The following is a 14,635-nucleotide window of genomic DNA, read 5'->3' on the forward strand; positions in this document are numbered from 1 at the left end:
CATGGTGCGATCTTCACGACTGGCTCATGACGGGTCGACCTTGCTTCCTGGTGTGCCGGACCCGGGTGTTTCCCGGGCCCCGTCCATGCTCACGGCCCTGATGTGGGCCCGTACCGGCGCGGTGTCCAGCGGACCCGGGACGCGGAGCGCCCGCGGGAACGCCGAGCGTCGCTCGGCACGGTCCAGGCACTCCGGAGCGAGGTGCAGCCATGCACCGCGCCCGGGGAGCCGGCGCCGCAGGTCCGGGGTGAGTACCCCGTCCACCGCGACGACCCGCAACAGACCGTCGGCCACAGCCCGGTTCCGGCAACCGACGCACGTCCTGACCGGTGCCACGGCGGATCGGTGATCCGCTGCGGAGGTCGGTCGTGCGACGGCCGAACCCGAACGGTGGGCCGCTGTGGAGTGTAGCGCAGCACTCGCGCCCACTCCCCTCGCGCTACGTGCTCGCCGACTCAGCCGACCGACTCCGTCTCGGAGGCGTCGAGGGCCCCACGGGGGTCCGCGTCGCTGCGGATGTCGATCCGCCACCCGGTGAGCCGGGCCGCCAACCGGGCGTTCTGGCCTTCCTTGCCGATCGCGAGCGAGAGCTGGAAGTCCGGCACGACCACCCGCGCGGTCTTCGTGCGGGCGTCCAGAACCGTGACCGACACCACCTTCGACGGCGAGAGCGCGTTGCCGACGAACGTGGCCGGGTCCTCGTCCCAGTCGATGATGTCGATCTTCTCTCCCGCCAGCTCGCTCATCACGCCGCGCACCCGCGCCCCTACCGGTCCGATGCACGCGCCCTTCGGGTTGACCCCGGACACCGTGGACCGCACCGCGATCTTGGATCGGTGACCGGCCTCCCGGGCGACCGCGACGATCTCCACGGACCCGTCGACGATCTCGGGGACCTCGAGCGCGAACAGCTTGCGCACGAGGTTGGGGTGCGTGCGGCTCAACGTGATCTGCGTCCCCCGCATTCCCCGGGTGACGCCCACGACGTAGCAGCGGATCCGTTCGCCGTGCTCGTAGCGCTCGCCGGGCACCTGCTCGGCCTGGGGCAGCACGCCCTCGGTGTCGCCGGAGAGCTGCACGATGACGACCCCGCGGGCGTTGGCGCGCGCGTCGCGCTGGATGACGCCCGCGACGATCTCGCCCTCCTTCGCCGCGAACTCGCCGTAGGTGCGCTCGTGCTCGGCGTCGCGCAGCCGCTGCACGATCACCTGCCGCGCCGTGGTGGCCGCGATCCGGCCGAAGCCCTCGGGGGTGTCGTCCCACTCCGTGTCGACGACGCCGTCGGGGCCCAGCTCCTGGGCCATGACGCGGACCGCGCCGGTCTTGCGGTCGATGTCGATCCGCGCGTGCGGCTGGTGGCCGTCGGTGTGCTTGTACGCGGTGAGCAGCGCCGTCTCGATGGCCTCGATCACCGTGTCGAACGGGATGTCCTTCTCGCGCTCGATCGTGCGCAGCGCCGCGATGTCGACGTTCATGCCGTCTCCTCCTCCTGCAGCAGCGCCACCTCGGACTCCGGCACCTGCCGGAACTCCACCTGCACAGCCGCGTGGGCCACGTCGGCGTAGCGCACCTCGCGCCGCCGCCCGTCGACCAGCACCGTGACCGCATCCTCGCCCGCCCGGCCGACGCGACCGGTGAAGGTGGCGCCGTCGTGCAGCCGCACCGCGACCTGGCGCAGGTGCGCCCGCCGCCAGTGGCGCGGGAGCGTGAGCGGCCGGTCGACACCGGGCGAGGTCACCTCGAGCGTGTACGAGCCGCCGAGCAGGTGCTCGTGGCCGTCCAGCTCCTCGGAGACGGACCGCGAGACGGTCGCGATGTCGTCCAGCCCGACGCCCTCATCGGAGTCGATCACCACCTTGACGGTGTGCCTGCGCCCGGCGGCCCGCACGTCGAGCTGGTCCAGCTCGAACCCGGCCGCGGTGACGATCGGTTCCAGCACGCCGTGCAGCTCGCCGGGCGGGGACCCGGGATCCTGCGCGGGGTGGGGGGAGGGCATCGCGTGTACTCCTGCTCGGTCGGTGACCACCGTCCTGCCGGTCGGACGTGCGCGGTGGGTGTCGGTGGGTCTGTCAGGGTATCGCGCCGCTCCCCCGGCTCCGGCAGCCCGTTACCGCCCGTGCACCCCCCGGCACCCCGGTCGCCCGCATGCGACGCCTGGCAGGATGTGCGCCCGGCGAACGACGCCGGACGAGGCGCGGAGTCGGGGGAACAGCGAGTGAGCGGGTGCCGTCCCACGCAGGCACGAGGAGCTCGCCGGAGCGCGGCGGAGGCGATCAGAGGGTGAACGCGGTGGCAGGAGCGTCCCGGTCGGCGGCCCCGCCGTCCGGTCGGGAGCCGCGGACCGCGTGGAGCAGGCGGCGGCTGCTCGCCGCGCTGCTGCTCGTCCCGCCCGCGCTGGCCGGCTGCTCGCTGGCGACCGGGTCCGGGTCCGACGAGCCCGACCCGCTGATCGCACTCGCCGACGCCGCCCGCGCCGACGCCGCGCTCGCCGCCGCGGCACTGGCGGCCGACCCGGACCTCGCCGAGTCGCTGCGGCCGCTCGTGGACGCGCGCACCGAGCATGCCACGGCCCTCGACGCCGAGGTCGCGCGGCTGGACCCCGACCGCCCCACCCCGGGGCCGCCGCCCCCGCCCGCCACCTCGCAGCCCGGCCTCGACGACGTCCGCCGGGCCGTGCTCGCGTCCGCCCAGACGGCCTCCGAGGTGGCGCTCGGCCTGCCGGCGGAGCGGATCGGCCTCGTCGCGTCGGTCGCGGCGTGCTGCAGCACCTACGCGGAGGTCCTGGGGTGAACAGGACCGTTCCCGCCGACACCCGGATCGACGAGACCGCCGTCGCCGCCCTGCAGAACGCGCTCGCGGCCGAGCACGCCGCCGTCTGGAGCTACGCGCTCACCGTCGCGTTCCTCACCGGCGCCGACGCCGAGCGGGCCCGCGAGAACGAGGACTCCCACCGCGACCTGCGCAACCTCATCGAGCAGACGCTGTCCCAGCTCGGCGCCCCGCCGGTGTCGGCCCAACCGGCCTACCGCACCCCGCAGCCGGTCACCGACGCCCCCTCCGCGGCCGCGCTCGCCGTCGTCGCCGAGACCGACGCGCTCGCGGCCTGGCGCTCCGTGCTGGAGCGCACCGACGACCGCGCCCTGCGCCAGGCCGCGCTCGACGCCCTCACCTCGGGCACCCTGCGCTGCGCGCGCTGGCGCGCGGTGGTGGGCACACAGCCCGCGATCCCGGTCTTCCCCGGCCGCCCCTGACCCCACCCGCGAGGCGCATCAGGTCAGGGCGTCCAGGGCGCGGGCCGCGTCGGCCTCGGTGTTGTAGAGGTGGAAGGCCAGGCGGGCCGCGCCGGCGCGGTTCGCGCTGACGACGCCCGCGGCGGCGAGCCGCTCGGCGGCGTCCGGGCGGCGCACGGCCACGATGGCGGAGCCGGCCGGCTCCATCCCCAGCCCGGCGCGGACGGTGTCGGCGAGGCCCGCGCAGTGGGCGTGCACGGCGGCGCGGTCCAGACCGGCCAGCCAGGGCAGCGCCACCGCGGCGCCCGCCTGGCAGTACCAGGCGGGGGACGTGTCGAGGCCCCGCGCGTCCGTCGCCAGGTCCATCGGCAGCCCGTAGATCGCCGTCCACGGGTCGGCGCCCGCGTACCAGCCGGCCGCGTTCGCGTGCGTCGGCAGGTCCGGCCGGACCGCCATCCACGCCACGCCACGCGGGCTGAGCAGCCACTTGTACCCCGCGGCGACCACGGCGTCGGCCCAGGAGACGTCGACGTCGAGCCAGCCGAGCGACTGGGTGGCGTCCAGCAGCACCCGCGTACCACCGTCGCGGGCGGCCCGCAGCGCGTCCAGGTCGACCACGCGCCCGTCCGCGGACTGCACGACGCTCACGGCGACGAGGTCGAACTCCCCCGCCCGCGCACCGACATCGGCGAGGTCGACCTCGGTGACCGTGACGCCGCGCCCGGCCTGCGCCGCGAACGGCCACGTGACGCTGGTGAACTCGCCCTCCGCGGCGAGCACGCGGGTGCCGTCGGGCACCGCGGCCGCCACGAGCCCCACGAGCGCCGACGCCGCGGGCCCGATCGCCACCCGCTCGGCGGCGACGCCGACGAGGTCGGCGAACCCCGCCCGCGCCCGCGCCACCGGCTCGTCGAAGTCGCCGGGGCTGCCGGCACCGGCGCGCCAGCCGGCGACGGCCGCGGCGACCGCCGCGCCCGCGTCCGCCGGCGGGATGCCGATGCTGGCCGTGTTGAGGTAGCCCTCGGGGACGTCGAACTCCTGTCCGAATGCAGTGCGCACGGTGGCCGACCCTACGGGCGGGCACACTACGGCCGTGGACAGCACGCTGATCGAGATCCGGACCGGGGGCCGCGAGGCCGTCGTCGACCTGACCGACGAGATCGCCGCGTTCCTGCGCTCGGCGGGCGCGGGCGACGGGCTGCTGAACGTGTGGGTGCCGCACGCCACCGCGGGCCTCGCGGTGATCGAGACCGGCGCCGGCAGCGACACCGACCTGCTCTCCGCGCTGCGCGACCTGCTCCCCGCGGACGACCGCTGGACGCACCGCCACGGCAGTCCCGGGCACGGTCGCGACCACGTCCTCCCGGCGATCGTCGCGCCGTCGATGTCCGTGCCGGTCCTGGACGGCAGCACGGCCCTGGGCACCTGGCAGTCGGTGTGCCTGGTCGACACGAACGGCGACAACCCCGTCCGCTCGGTCCGCCTGTCCTACCTCCCGGGCTGACCCGGGAGACCCACGCCGCCAGAACGGGAGACTCGCCCCGTCAGAACGGGAGACTCGCGCTGTCCGAACGGGAGACTCGCGCTGTCCGAACGGGAGACTCGCGCTGTCCGAACGGGAGACTCGCCTGCAGCCGGCGAGTCTCCCGTTCCGGCAGGGCGAGTCTCCCGTCTCGGCAGGGCGAGTCTCCCGTTACGGCAGGGCGAGTCTCCCGTTACGGCAGGGAGCGCAGGACCGCGAGGCCGTCGGCCACGTCGGCGGCGGTGCCGAGCCGGGCGCTGTCCTCGAGGCAGGCGCGCACCAGGGCGGCCTCCGCGGGTTCCAGCCCGGGCCGCACCTGGGGACGGGTCGTGAGGACCTGCCGGATCGCGTCCAGCGGCTGCGGGCCGAGGGGCTCGTCGTAGAGGCCCACGCCGGTCAGCGCGCGGTGGATGGTGGCGCCCAGCGCCCAGACCTCGGTGCGCCGGGACGGGGCCGCGCCGGTGATCAGCGCGGGATCGGTGAACGCGAGCGGGTCCACCCGGCCGGTGCCGGTGACGACCGCGCCCGGCGTCAGCACGCGCGCCAGCCCGGGATCGGACAGCCGCCCGCCCAGCATCCCGCCGGGCTCCTCGACGAGCAGCACGTTGCCGGGGTGGATCCCGCCGTGCGCGATCCCGGCCTGGTGCAGGTCGTGCGCGGCGCGGGCGGTGTGCTCAAGCGCCGTGAGCACCTCGATGCGGGCGAGTGGGCGGGCCGAGTCGGCGAGCGATCCCAGCGGGCAGTGCTCCATCGCGTAGACGGCGGTGTCCTCGCGGACGGCGTCCTCCCGGGCGGCGTCGAAGACGCGCACGACGTACGGCGAGGCCGCCGCGGACACGGCACGCAGCACGCGCACGCCGCGGGTGAAGGCCTGCTCGCCCACGCGGTCGTCGAGCACCTTGAGCACGACGACCTCCTCGTCGAGCCCGAGTCGCGCCGGCGGCCGCGCGAGGTAGCAGCGGCCGTGCGCGCCCGCACCGATCAGGTGCAGGACCTCGTAGTCGGCGACCGCCGTGGGCAGCGGCGCGGTCGTCACGTCCACCCGGTGTCCCCCCTCGGCGACGACGGCACGGCCGGCAGCACTCAGTGCCCGCCCACGGGGGTCTCGAACTGGAAGCTGCGGCCGCCGATGCGCACCCGGGTGCCGGGCACGAGGCGGTGAGTCTCGCCCGCGGGCAGCTGCGTCCACACCTGCTCGCCCGGCGGGGACACGAACGTGCCGTTGCGCGAGCCTGCATCGACGATGAGCGCGTCCCAGCCGTCCACCACGATCTGGGCGTGCACGCGCGACACCGCGCCCGAGGTGTCCTCGAGGGCGAGCGGGCGCAGGCTCCCCGAGGTCACCCGGTCGTCCGCCTCGGGCATCCGACCCATGAGGTACTCGGCGTCAACCGTGTAGGTGGCACCGTCGTCGAACACCAGCAGGCCGAGCGGGGGCCGCGCACCGAGCGTGGGTGGGCCCGACTGCTCCTCCATCGGCACCCCGCACAGTCCGCAGAACTGCGCGCGCGGGTCGTTGAGGTGCCCGCGGGCGCACAGGTACCCGTGCACCTGCTGCTCGTCCTGCCGGGCGTCGACGGCGAGGCCGCCGGTGACCGGCCCGTCGTCGAGCGCGGGGCGCTCCGCCTCACCGGGCGCGACGCCGAGGATCCGCTCGGACCGCAGCGCCGTGGTGTGCGGGGCCTCGACGTCGGTGAGCGTGGCGTGCGGGTCCTGCTCGGGTCCCGCCTCCTCGGCGCGCGGAACGCCCAGGCGCGGCGTGCCGTCCCCGGACCCGTCCAGGTCCGCGCCGTCCGGGACCGCGCTCCGGTCCGCATCGTCGGCCACCGGCTCGGCGCTGTCGTACTCGGCGGACCCGGCGCCGAACTCGCCCTGGTCGCCGTACCCGCCGAACTCGCGCTCGCCCTGCTCGGGGTCGGTGCCCTCGTGCGCGGTCTCCGCGGCGGGCTCGTGCTCGTGCGCGGCGTCGTCCTCGGGCCGCCCGTGCCGGCGTCGGCGCAGCTCGGTGGGGCCGATGGCGCTCAGGTCCGCCTCGGTGCCCGAGTCGTCGCGGGTGGCGAACCACCCCTCGATCCGGTCCGGACGGCCGAGGTCGGGGCCGTCGCTCCACGGGCTGCGCTCCGCCTCGCGCTCCGACTCGCGCGGCCCCTGCTCCGGGGTCCCGCCGAGCAGATTGTACGCGGCGCCGTTGGTGCGGTGGCCGTTCAGGCCGTTCAGCCCGTTCAGGCCAGTCAGGCCGTTGCGGGGGCGGTCGTCGAGCGGGCGGTCGTCCAGCGCGCGGTCGCTGCCGGCGCGGTCGCTGCCGTGCTCCGCGCCCGGGTCGTCACCGATCCCGGGCGAGGTGGTCTCCGGACCGCGCGGGTCGTCGCGGTCGGGCGGGAGGCGTCGCCCCTCGGGGCGGTCGGATCGCGGCGGTGCCGCCTCGGCCGGCTCGTCCTCGGCCGGACCGCCTGAGCGCCGCTGCTCGGCGGCGTCCTGGTCGCGGTCGACGTCCAGCGAACCGCGGCGCGGAGCCCAGTCGCGGTGGGCCACACCGTTGGAGGGCACCGGGCGCAGGTGGGCGCGACCGTTCCCGTTGGTCCGCTCGGGGCCGCCGCCCTCGTAACGGCCGAAACCGCCGTCGATCGCGTCGAAGCTGGTGCGCGTCGTCATCCCGTTGCCGGGGGTGTCACCCGGGTACAGGCCCTCCGCGGGCGCGGTGGACGGCTCGGGCACCCAGCGGGGGCGCTCCGGCGGCCCGGCGTCGGGCCAGCGTGGCTCGTCCGGGCGGTTGCGCACCGACTCGTCCGCGGCGCCCGCGGAGCGGTCCTCACCCCCGGGGACGAGCACAGCGCCCGCCGCGGGGACGACGCCGGCGCGCAGGTCGTGCACCCCGTCGACGACGCCGGGCGGGATGGGTCCGCCCTCGAGCGCGAGCACGACCGGGGCGTCGGGGCGCGGCAGCAGCCGGTCGGTCCAGGCCACCGACTGCGCACCCGACAGCGCCACCTGCCGGTCGGGCACGACCAGGCCGACGGACCCGTAGAGGAACACGGCCCACTGCTCGCCACGCGCCCGCGAGTCACCACCGGTGACCGCCACGGTGCCGAACCGCAGCCCGTCGCCCGGGGCGTCCGACCCGCCGAGCCACCCCGCGAGCCGGCGCGCGAGGGTGCGGCCCGGCTCGCCACCGGACGCACTCGCGCACACGTCGAGCAGCTGGCGCAGGACGTGCCGGTCGGCGCACTCGGCCACGCAGATCACGCCGGGCCAGCGCCCGACGACAGCCGCGCCGGGCACGACGGCGGCCCGCAGCGCGTCGAAGTCCACTCGGATTCAACCTCCCCCGCGACAGCCGCAGACGGACGGCGCGGGGGCCCGTCCGCCACCGGCCAGGTGACGATCCCGGTCGTGCAGAACAGCAGGCGAACGACGCGAACGGTACGTGGCCCGTGATCCACGGCTACCGCCGCACCGTCGTCGTCGCAGGTGGTGACGGTGCGGGTCCGGTGCGTCACAGGATCCGGTACGCCGTCGCACCCGCTCAGTCGACCATGCCCGTAGTGGCCACGACCAGACCGGTCGCCGCTCAGCGGGTGCCGGTCAGCTCCACGAGGTGCTCGACGACCGCGTCCACCGCGATCTCCTGCCGTTCACCGCTGCGCCGGTCCTTCACCTCGACGACGCCGTTCGCCAGCCCGCGCCCGACCACGACGATCGTCGGCACGCCGATCAGCTCGGCGTCGGCGAACTTGACGCCGGGCGAGGCCTTGCGGTCGTCCAGCAGCACCCGGACGCCTGCGGCGTCCAGCTCCGCCGCCAGCCGCTCGCCGCCGGCCGCGATCTCCTCGGACTTGCCCGCGACCACGACGTGGACGTCGGCGGGTCCGATCCCGCGCGGCCAGATCAGGCCGGACTCGTCATGGCTCTGCTCGGCGATCACGCCGACCAGCCGGGACACGCCGACGCCGTAGGAGCCCATCGTGATGCGCACCGGCTTGCCGTCGGCGCCGAGGGCGTCGAGCTGCGCGGCGTCGGCGTACTTGCGGCCGAGCTGGAAGACGTGCCCGATCTCGATGCCGCGCGCCGCCTCGAGGGGCCCGGAGCCGTCGGGCGCCGGGTCGCCCTCCCGCACCTCGGCGGCCTCGATCGTGCCGTCGGGCGTGAAGTCGCGGCCGCAGACCAGGTCGACGACGTGGTGGTCGGGCTTGTCGGCCCCGGTGACCCAGGCCGTGCCCGGCGCGATGCGCGGGTCGACGAGGAAGCGCACGCCGTTGGCCGCCAGCGCGGACGGTCCGATGTAGCCCTTGACGAGGAACGGGTGGGCCGCGAAGTCGGCCTCGTCGAGCAGCGCGACCTCCGCGGGCTCCAGCGCGACCTCGAGGCGCTTCATGTCGACCTCGCGGTCGCCGGGCACGCCGACCCCCAGCAACGTCCACTCGCCCGAACCGGGGGCCCGGGTCTTGACCAGCACGTTCTTCAGGGTGTCGGCCGCGGTGAAGGTGCGGCCGAGGCCTGCGCCGTTGAGGAAGTCCACCAGCGTCTCGATGGTGGGGGTGTCGGGGGTGTGGTGCGCCTGCGCGGCGGGCAGCCCGTCGACGGGCCGCGCGGGCGGCGCGGGCGTGGTGACCGCCTCGACGTTGGCCGCGTAGCCGCCGGGGCTGCGCACGTAGGTGTCCTCGCCGGTGGGCGCGACCGCCAGGAACTCCTCCGACGCGGACCCGCCCATCGCCCCGGACGTGGCCTTGACGACCACGTACTCGAGGCCGAGCCGGTCGAAGATCCGCACGTAGGCGTCGCGGTGCAGGCGGTAGGACTCGGCAAGGCCCTCATCGGTGAGGTCGAACGAGTAGGAGTCCTTCATCAGGAACTCCCGGCCGCGCAGGATGCCCGCGCGGGGCCGCGCCTCGTCGCGGTACTTGTTCTGGATCTGGTACAGCATCACCGGGTAGTCCTTGTAGGACGCGTACTCGCCCTTGACGACCTGGGTGAACAGCTCCTCGTGCGTGGGCCCGAGCAGGTAGTCGCCCCCACGCCGGTCCTTGAGCCGGAACAGGTTGGGCCCGTACTCGGTCCACCGGTTCGTCGCCTCGTAGGGCTCGCGGGGCAGCAGCGCCGGGAACTGGATCTCCTGGGCGCCGATGGCGTCCATCTCCTCGCGCACCACCCGCTCGATGTTGCGCAGCACCCGCAGGCCCAGCGGCAGCCAGGAGTAGATCCCCGGCGCGACGCGACGGACGTAGCCGGCGCGGACGAGCAGCTTGTGGCTCGGAACCTCCGCGTCGGCCGGGTCCTCGCGCAGGGTCCGCAGGAACAGCGACGACATCCTGGTCAGCACCTGGAAGAGGGTAGCGACGCCCCCCGACGGCGGACGCGCCGGTCACCGGTCACGGGTCGGCCGGCCCGCTCGCACACCGACTCCGGCGTCGGCACACCGACTGCAGTCGGTGTGCGAGCACAGCTGTCGGTGTGCGAGCGGCCGGCGCGCCGCTCGTGCCGGTCCGCGCCGCAGCGTCGGCCGGTCATCCCAGCAGGTGCGCGTTCGGTGCGCGGGCGGCCGCGGCGAGCTCGGGCAGCTCCACGACCTCCACCCCGCCGGCGCGGAGCAGCTCGGCGCCCTCGCCGTCGACGAACAGGCTCGGCTCCCGCCAGGCGAACACCACCCGGTCGACGCCCGCGGCGAGGATCAACTCCGAACAGGTCCGCGGGCGGGAGGCGCGTGCGCTGCACGGTTCGAGCGAGCTGTAGACCGTGATGGCCGGCGGCGCCCGCCAGCCGGCCCCCAGGTCGGCGAGGGCCGACTCCTCGGCGTGGTCGTGCGGGTCGCGGCGGCGCGACCACCCCTCGGCGAGCACGTCGCCCGCGGCGTCGACGACGAGGGCGCCCACCGAGAACGCGGTCTGCGACGGCGGGCAGCGGCGTGCCAGCTCGACGGCGCGGGCGAGCAGCTCCCGGTCGTTCACGCGCCGTCCAGGAGGTAGCGCAGCAGCACGAGGTCGCCGATCGGGCGCGCCTCGGCCAGCCGCATGCGGTGCGCGGCGTCGTGCGGGAAGCGCCCGGGCCCCACGAACCGCGGCGCGTCGGCGTCGCCGACGAAGAACGGGGCGACGACCAGCTGCAGCTCGTCGACCACCCCGCCGGTGAGGAACAGGGTGTGCACGGCGGTGCCGCCCTCCACCATCAGCCGCGCGACGCCCCGGGCGCGCAGGTCGGCGAGCAGCCGGCGCACGTCGAGGGGAGCGCCCGCGTCGGCCACCTCCGCCACCTCGCCCACCGCCCGCCGGGCCGCGTCCACCGCGGGCGTCGCGGCGTAGACGAGCTTGGGCCCCGCGCCCAGCGCGAAGAACCGGGCGGCCGGGTCGAGGTCCCCCGTCCCGGTGAGCGTGACCTTCAGCGGGTCCGGCCCCCGTCCCGCCGCCACCCGCGCTGCGCGGCGCTCCGCGGAGCGCACGAGCAGCCGCGGGTCGTCCCGGCGCAGGGTCGTGGCGCCGACGAGGATCGCGTCCACCCCCGCCCGCAACTCGTCGACGCGGTCCAGGTCGGCGGCGTCGGAGAGCAGCAGGGGTGCGGGCCCGCTGTCGTCGATGCGGCCGTCCACCGACATCGCGGCCGAGAGCAGCACGTAGGGGCGGTCGGGCACGGCCCGATCCTGCCCCACCCCGCGCCGGGCCGGTTCCGGCCCGGGTCCCCACACCCGCTCGACGGCCGGGCGGCGCGCAGATGGCCTGGGAGGTGATCGGTCCGAGCCGTACACCGATGCTCCAGGCGTGATCGATCCGAGGAGCACGTCCCGGCTGTTCCGACGCCCCGGTACTCCTCGGGCCGGTCGGTGGGTGATCGCCCCGAGACGGGACGACAGGCTGTCCGCGCCACCGTGATGCGCGGATCGGACCGATCTTCCGGACGTGATCGGCCCGAACAGCACGTGACGGCTGCCCGGACCACCACGACGCGCGACTCGGACCGATCTCGGCGATGTGATCGATCCGACCAGCACGTCACGGCTGCCCGGACCACCGTGGTGTGCGGCTCGCACCGATCCTGCGAGTGATCAGTCCGACCAGCACGTGACGGATGTGCGGACCACCGTGGTGCGCGGCTCGGACCGATCTTGCGGCTGATCGGTCCGACCAGCACGCCACGGCTGCCCCGACCGCCACGAGGCGCGACTCGCACCGATCTCTGCCGAACTCGATCAGTCCGACCGGCACCTCACGGCTGTCCCGATCGGCGGGGTGCACGGCTCGGACCGATCTTGCGGAGCGAGCCCGTTCCTGTCGGACCCCGTCGCTAGCGTCGTCGGCATGGCACTCTCGATCGGCATGGTCACCGTCGACTCCGCGGACCCGTCCGCGCTGTCGCGCTTCTGGGCGTCCGCGCTCGACACCACCGTCATGGCCGACCACGACGGCGAGTTCGTCATCCTCGCCCCGCCCCCGGAGGGCGGGCCGCTGCTGGCCTTCCAGCGGGTTCCGGAGGAGCGGTCGGGCAAGAACCGGCTGCACCTCGACCTGGGCGCGGCCACGGGCGCGCGGCAGGCGGAGGTCGAGCGCCTCGTGCAGCTCGGCGCCACGGTGCTCGGGGAGCGGGGCGAGCCCGGGACCTTCGCCTGGACCACCCTCACCGACCCCGAGGGCAACGAGTTCTGCATCGGGGAGACGGAGGCGGCCACGGCCGACCTCGTCCCGTCTTCCGCTTCCTGAGACGACCCACCTCGGCCGCCGGCGTGCGGCGGGGCGGCGGTGGGCGCATGTCGCGCGGCGCGGGGGCCGGTCACCCGCCTCCGCCCGCGCGCTTCGCCCGGGCGCTGCCCCGGGCAGCGAGGAGCGCCCCGGCAACGGTGAGCACCGCGTAGCACAGCAGCCACACCCCGAACCCGCCCGGCATCCAGGCGAGGAGCCCGGCGTCGGTGTGGTCGACCACCAGCCTGATGGCGCCCTGCACCGCCAGTACGAGCAGGAGCATGCCGACGACCAGCGTTGCCACGTGCTTCATGTGTCCCTCTTTCCCCTCGGCCCACACGGGCCCGCCTTTGTGGTTCGATCGCACCATAGCGCTTCGTGGTTCGATCGCACCACAACGGGGTGGTGGAGATCGCGGAACTGCGGCGACGGAGGATCGACGGCATGCCTCGACAGGTGGACCACGACCTGCGCCGCCGCCAGATCGCCGAGGCCGTGTGGCGGCTCGCCACGCGAGGCGGCCTGGAGGACGTCACCCTGCGGCAGGTCGCCGCCGAGGCGGATGTCTCGGCGCGCCTCCTGCAGTACTACTTCGGCACCCGCGACCAGCTGCTGCTCGGTGCGCTGGAGATCCTCAACACCGACGCGGAGCAGCGCGCTCGGCAACGGCTGGCGGCGCTCGGCGCGGCGCCCGGCACGCGCGCGATCGTCCGCGGCGTCCTCCTCGAGATGCTGCCGCTGGACGAGGAGCGGCGGAACCGGCACCTGACGTACGTGGCGTACTTCGTCCGCTTCCTCGCCGACCCGAACCTCGGCGCGGTGGTCCGCGACGCTCCGCTCGCGCTCGAGGAGCTCGTCGCCGACCTGCTCCGGCGCGGGCAGAACCTCGGCGAGGTCCGCGCGGATGTGGACGCGCGGGCCGAGGCCTCGTTCCTGGTGGCCGGTGCCGACGGGCTGCAGTCAGGCGTCCTGCTCGGGCAGCGCGCCCCGGAGCAGGCCGTGGCGCTCATCGATCACCAGCTCGCGCGCATCTTCCCCGGGACGACCGACGAGCCGGAGCCGGCGGCGGGCGGGCTCAGGCCTCCAGCAGCTCCGTGAGCAAGGCGCCCACGGTCGCGGCCTCGATGAGGAAGCCGTCGTGGCCGTACGGGGAGTCGATGAGCTGCAGCGGGCCGGCGCCGGGGATGCCGTCGGCCAGCTCGGCCTGCTGCTCGGGCGGGTAGAGGCGGTCCGAGGTCACGCCGGCCACGAGCGTCCTCGCCGTCACGCGCGCGAGACCGGCGGCCACCCCGCCGCGCCCGCGCCCCACGTCGTGGGCGTTCATCAGCTCGGTGAGCCGGACGTAGGACGCGGCGTCGAAGCGGCGCACCAGCTTGTTCGCGTGATGGTCGAGGTAGCTCTCCACGGCGTAGCGCCCGCCGTGGAACGGGTCCTCGTCGTCCTGCGGGCTGCGACCGAAGCGCTCGCCGAGCTCCCCGGCGCTGCGGTAGCTCAGGTGCGCGATCCGGCGGGCCACGCCGAGGCCGCGGTGCGGTCCCTGCCCGGGCGGGGCGTCGTGGTAGTCGCCGCCGTGCCATCCGGGGTCGGCGCGGATCGCCGCCAGCTGGGGCGCGGCCCAGCCGATCTGGTCGGCGCTGGTGGCGGCCGGGGAGGCGAGCAGGCACAGCCGCGTCACGCGGTCGGGTTCCGTCGCCGCCCACTCCAGCGCCCGCATGCCGCCCATGGATCCGCCGATCACGCAGGCCCAGCTCCGCACGCCGAGCGCGTCGGCCAGCGCCCGTTCCGCCACGACCGAGTCCCGGGCGGTCACCAGCGGGAAGCGGCTCCCCCACGGCCTGCCGTCCGGCGCGGGCGATGCCGGCCCCGTGCTGCCCTGGCAGCCGCCGACGACGTTCGGGGCCACCACGAACCACCGGGCGGGGTCGAGCGCGCGGCCGGGCCCGATGAGCGCGTCCCACCAGCCCGGGGTGGCGTGGCCCGGGCCCTGGGGACCGGCCACGTGGCTGTCGCCGGTGAGGGCGTGCAGCACGAGCACGGCGTTGGACGCGTCCGCGTTCAGCGCGCCCCACGTCTCGTAGGCGATCCGGACTCCGGGCAGCGTGCCCCCGGCCTCCAGCGGCAGCGGCTCCGGCAGGGAGATCCACTGGCGGCGGCCGGGGTCGTCCCCCTCCCGCCAGGCGCCGCTGGCGGGAGGAAGGTCGGTGTCGACGGCGGTCACGTGC

16 protein-coding genes are annotated in these 14,635 nt (G+C 75.5%); 5 read left to right on the forward strand and 11 right to left on the reverse strand.

The genetic code is table 11. The features are described 5' to 3' along the window. Nucleotides 1-24 precede the first annotated feature (24 nt). From FB558_RS45640 to rimP, 3 genes are read right to left on the reverse strand one after another with little or no spacing between them, the layout of a single operon-like run. Nucleotides 25-531 (reverse strand): YlxR family protein, encoded by a 507-nt coding sequence (locus tag FB558_RS45640; RefSeq protein ID WP_425467970.1) that lies wholly within the window; start codon nt 529-531, stop codon nt 25-27. Further along, nucleotides 456-1,475, reverse strand: coding sequence for a transcription termination factor NusA (gene nusA / locus FB558_RS05810; RefSeq protein WP_142048826.1), 1,020 nt, complete (start codon nt 1,473-1,475; stop codon nt 456-458). Before nusA ends, FB558_RS45640 begins: the two co-directional genes overlap by 76 nt. Beyond that, the gene (rimP, locus tag FB558_RS05815) at nt 1,472-1,996 is read right to left on the reverse strand and encodes a ribosome maturation factor RimP (protein WP_142048828.1); all 525 of its coding nucleotides are present in this window, start codon (nt 1,994-1,996) and stop codon (nt 1,472-1,474) included. Before rimP ends, nusA begins: the two co-directional genes overlap by 4 nt. 293 nt (nt 1,997-2,289) lie before the next feature. On the opposite strand from rimP, the gene FB558_RS05820 reads away from it, so the two are divergent. Beyond that, on the forward strand, nt 2,290-2,790 hold the full coding sequence (locus FB558_RS05820) for a hypothetical protein (protein ID WP_142048830.1): 501 nt from the start codon (nt 2,290-2,292) through the stop codon (nt 2,788-2,790). Then, a complete protein-coding gene (locus FB558_RS05825; protein ID WP_142048832.1) occupies nt 2,787-3,251 on the forward strand; it encodes a ferritin-like domain-containing protein in 465 nt (154 codons plus the stop codon). The genes FB558_RS05820 and FB558_RS05825 overlap by 4 nt, the downstream gene beginning before the upstream one ends. An 18-nt stretch (nt 3,252-3,269) precedes the next feature. Here the strand turns inward: FB558_RS05825 and FB558_RS05830 are convergent, their stop codons facing one another. After that, nucleotides 3,270-4,289, reverse strand: a complete 1,020-nt coding sequence (locus FB558_RS05830; RefSeq protein WP_142048834.1) for an aminotransferase class V-fold PLP-dependent enzyme — start codon at nt 4,287-4,289, stop codon at nt 3,270-3,272. Between the two features lie 34 nt (nt 4,290-4,323). On the opposite strand from FB558_RS05830, the gene FB558_RS05835 reads away from it, so the two are divergent. Further along, nucleotides 4,324-4,734, forward strand: coding sequence for a secondary thiamine-phosphate synthase enzyme YjbQ (locus tag FB558_RS05835; RefSeq protein ID WP_142048836.1), 411 nt, complete (start codon nt 4,324-4,326; stop codon nt 4,732-4,734). Nucleotides 4,735-4,945: 211 nt separating this feature from the next. Here the strand turns inward: FB558_RS05835 and FB558_RS05840 are convergent, their stop codons facing one another. The 5 genes from FB558_RS05840 to FB558_RS44335 all read right to left on the reverse strand — a co-directional run bounded on the left by FB558_RS05840 (nt 4,946) and on the right by FB558_RS44335 (nt 11,371). Then, on the reverse strand, nt 4,946-5,794 hold the full coding sequence (locus tag FB558_RS05840) for a protein kinase domain-containing protein (protein WP_142048838.1): 849 nt from the start codon (nt 5,792-5,794) through the stop codon (nt 4,946-4,948). Between the two features lie 41 nt (nt 5,795-5,835). Beyond that, nucleotides 5,836-8,061 carry an FHA domain-containing protein gene (locus FB558_RS05845; RefSeq protein ID WP_142048840.1) on the reverse strand — a complete coding sequence of 742 codons (2,226 nt, stop codon included), beginning with the start codon at nt 8,059-8,061 and terminating at the stop codon, nt 5,836-5,838. Nucleotides 8,062-8,320: 259 nt separating this feature from the next. Further along, a complete protein-coding gene (locus FB558_RS05850; protein WP_142048842.1) occupies nt 8,321-10,069 on the reverse strand; it encodes a proline--tRNA ligase in 1,749 nt (582 codons plus the stop codon). A 184-nt stretch (nt 10,070-10,253) separates the two neighbouring features. Next, nucleotides 10,254-10,694, reverse strand: coding sequence for a cytidine/deoxycytidylate deaminase family protein (locus FB558_RS44330; RefSeq protein WP_142048844.1), 441 nt, complete (start codon nt 10,692-10,694; stop codon nt 10,254-10,256). Next, the gene (locus FB558_RS44335) at nt 10,691-11,371 is read right to left on the reverse strand and encodes a RibD family protein (protein ID WP_142048846.1); all 681 of its coding nucleotides are present in this window, start codon (nt 11,369-11,371) and stop codon (nt 10,691-10,693) included. The genes FB558_RS44330 and FB558_RS44335 overlap by 4 nt, the downstream gene beginning before the upstream one ends. Before the next feature lie 664 nt (nt 11,372-12,035). Here FB558_RS44335 and FB558_RS05865 point away from each other — a divergent pair. Then, nucleotides 12,036-12,434, forward strand: coding sequence for a VOC family protein (locus tag FB558_RS05865; RefSeq protein ID WP_142048848.1), 399 nt, complete (start codon nt 12,036-12,038; stop codon nt 12,432-12,434). 70 nt (nt 12,435-12,504) lie between these two features. On the opposite strand, the gene FB558_RS05870 is transcribed toward FB558_RS05865, so the two are convergent. Next, on the reverse strand, nt 12,505-12,726 hold the full coding sequence (locus tag FB558_RS05870) for a hypothetical protein (RefSeq protein WP_142048850.1): 222 nt from the start codon (nt 12,724-12,726) through the stop codon (nt 12,505-12,507). 131 nt (nt 12,727-12,857) lie between these two features. On the opposite strand from FB558_RS05870, the gene FB558_RS05875 reads away from it, so the two are divergent. Next, on the forward strand, nt 12,858-13,511 hold the full coding sequence (locus FB558_RS05875; RefSeq protein ID WP_142048852.1) for a TetR/AcrR family transcriptional regulator: 654 nt from the start codon (nt 12,858-12,860) through the stop codon (nt 13,509-13,511). Here FB558_RS05875 and metX read toward each other — a convergent pair. Continuing rightward, on the reverse strand, nt 13,489-14,631 hold the full coding sequence (metX, locus tag FB558_RS05880) for a homoserine O-acetyltransferase MetX (RefSeq protein WP_142048854.1): 1,143 nt from the start codon (nt 14,629-14,631) through the stop codon (nt 13,489-13,491). The two genes, FB558_RS05875 and metX, sit on opposite strands and share 23 nt — an antisense overlap. Nucleotides 14,632-14,635: the final 4 nt, after the last annotated feature.

It is taken from the genome of Pseudonocardia kunmingensis (genome assembly GCF_006716445.1).
Classification (GTDB): Bacteria; Actinomycetota; Actinomycetes; order Mycobacteriales; family Pseudonocardiaceae; genus Pseudonocardia; species Pseudonocardia kunmingensis.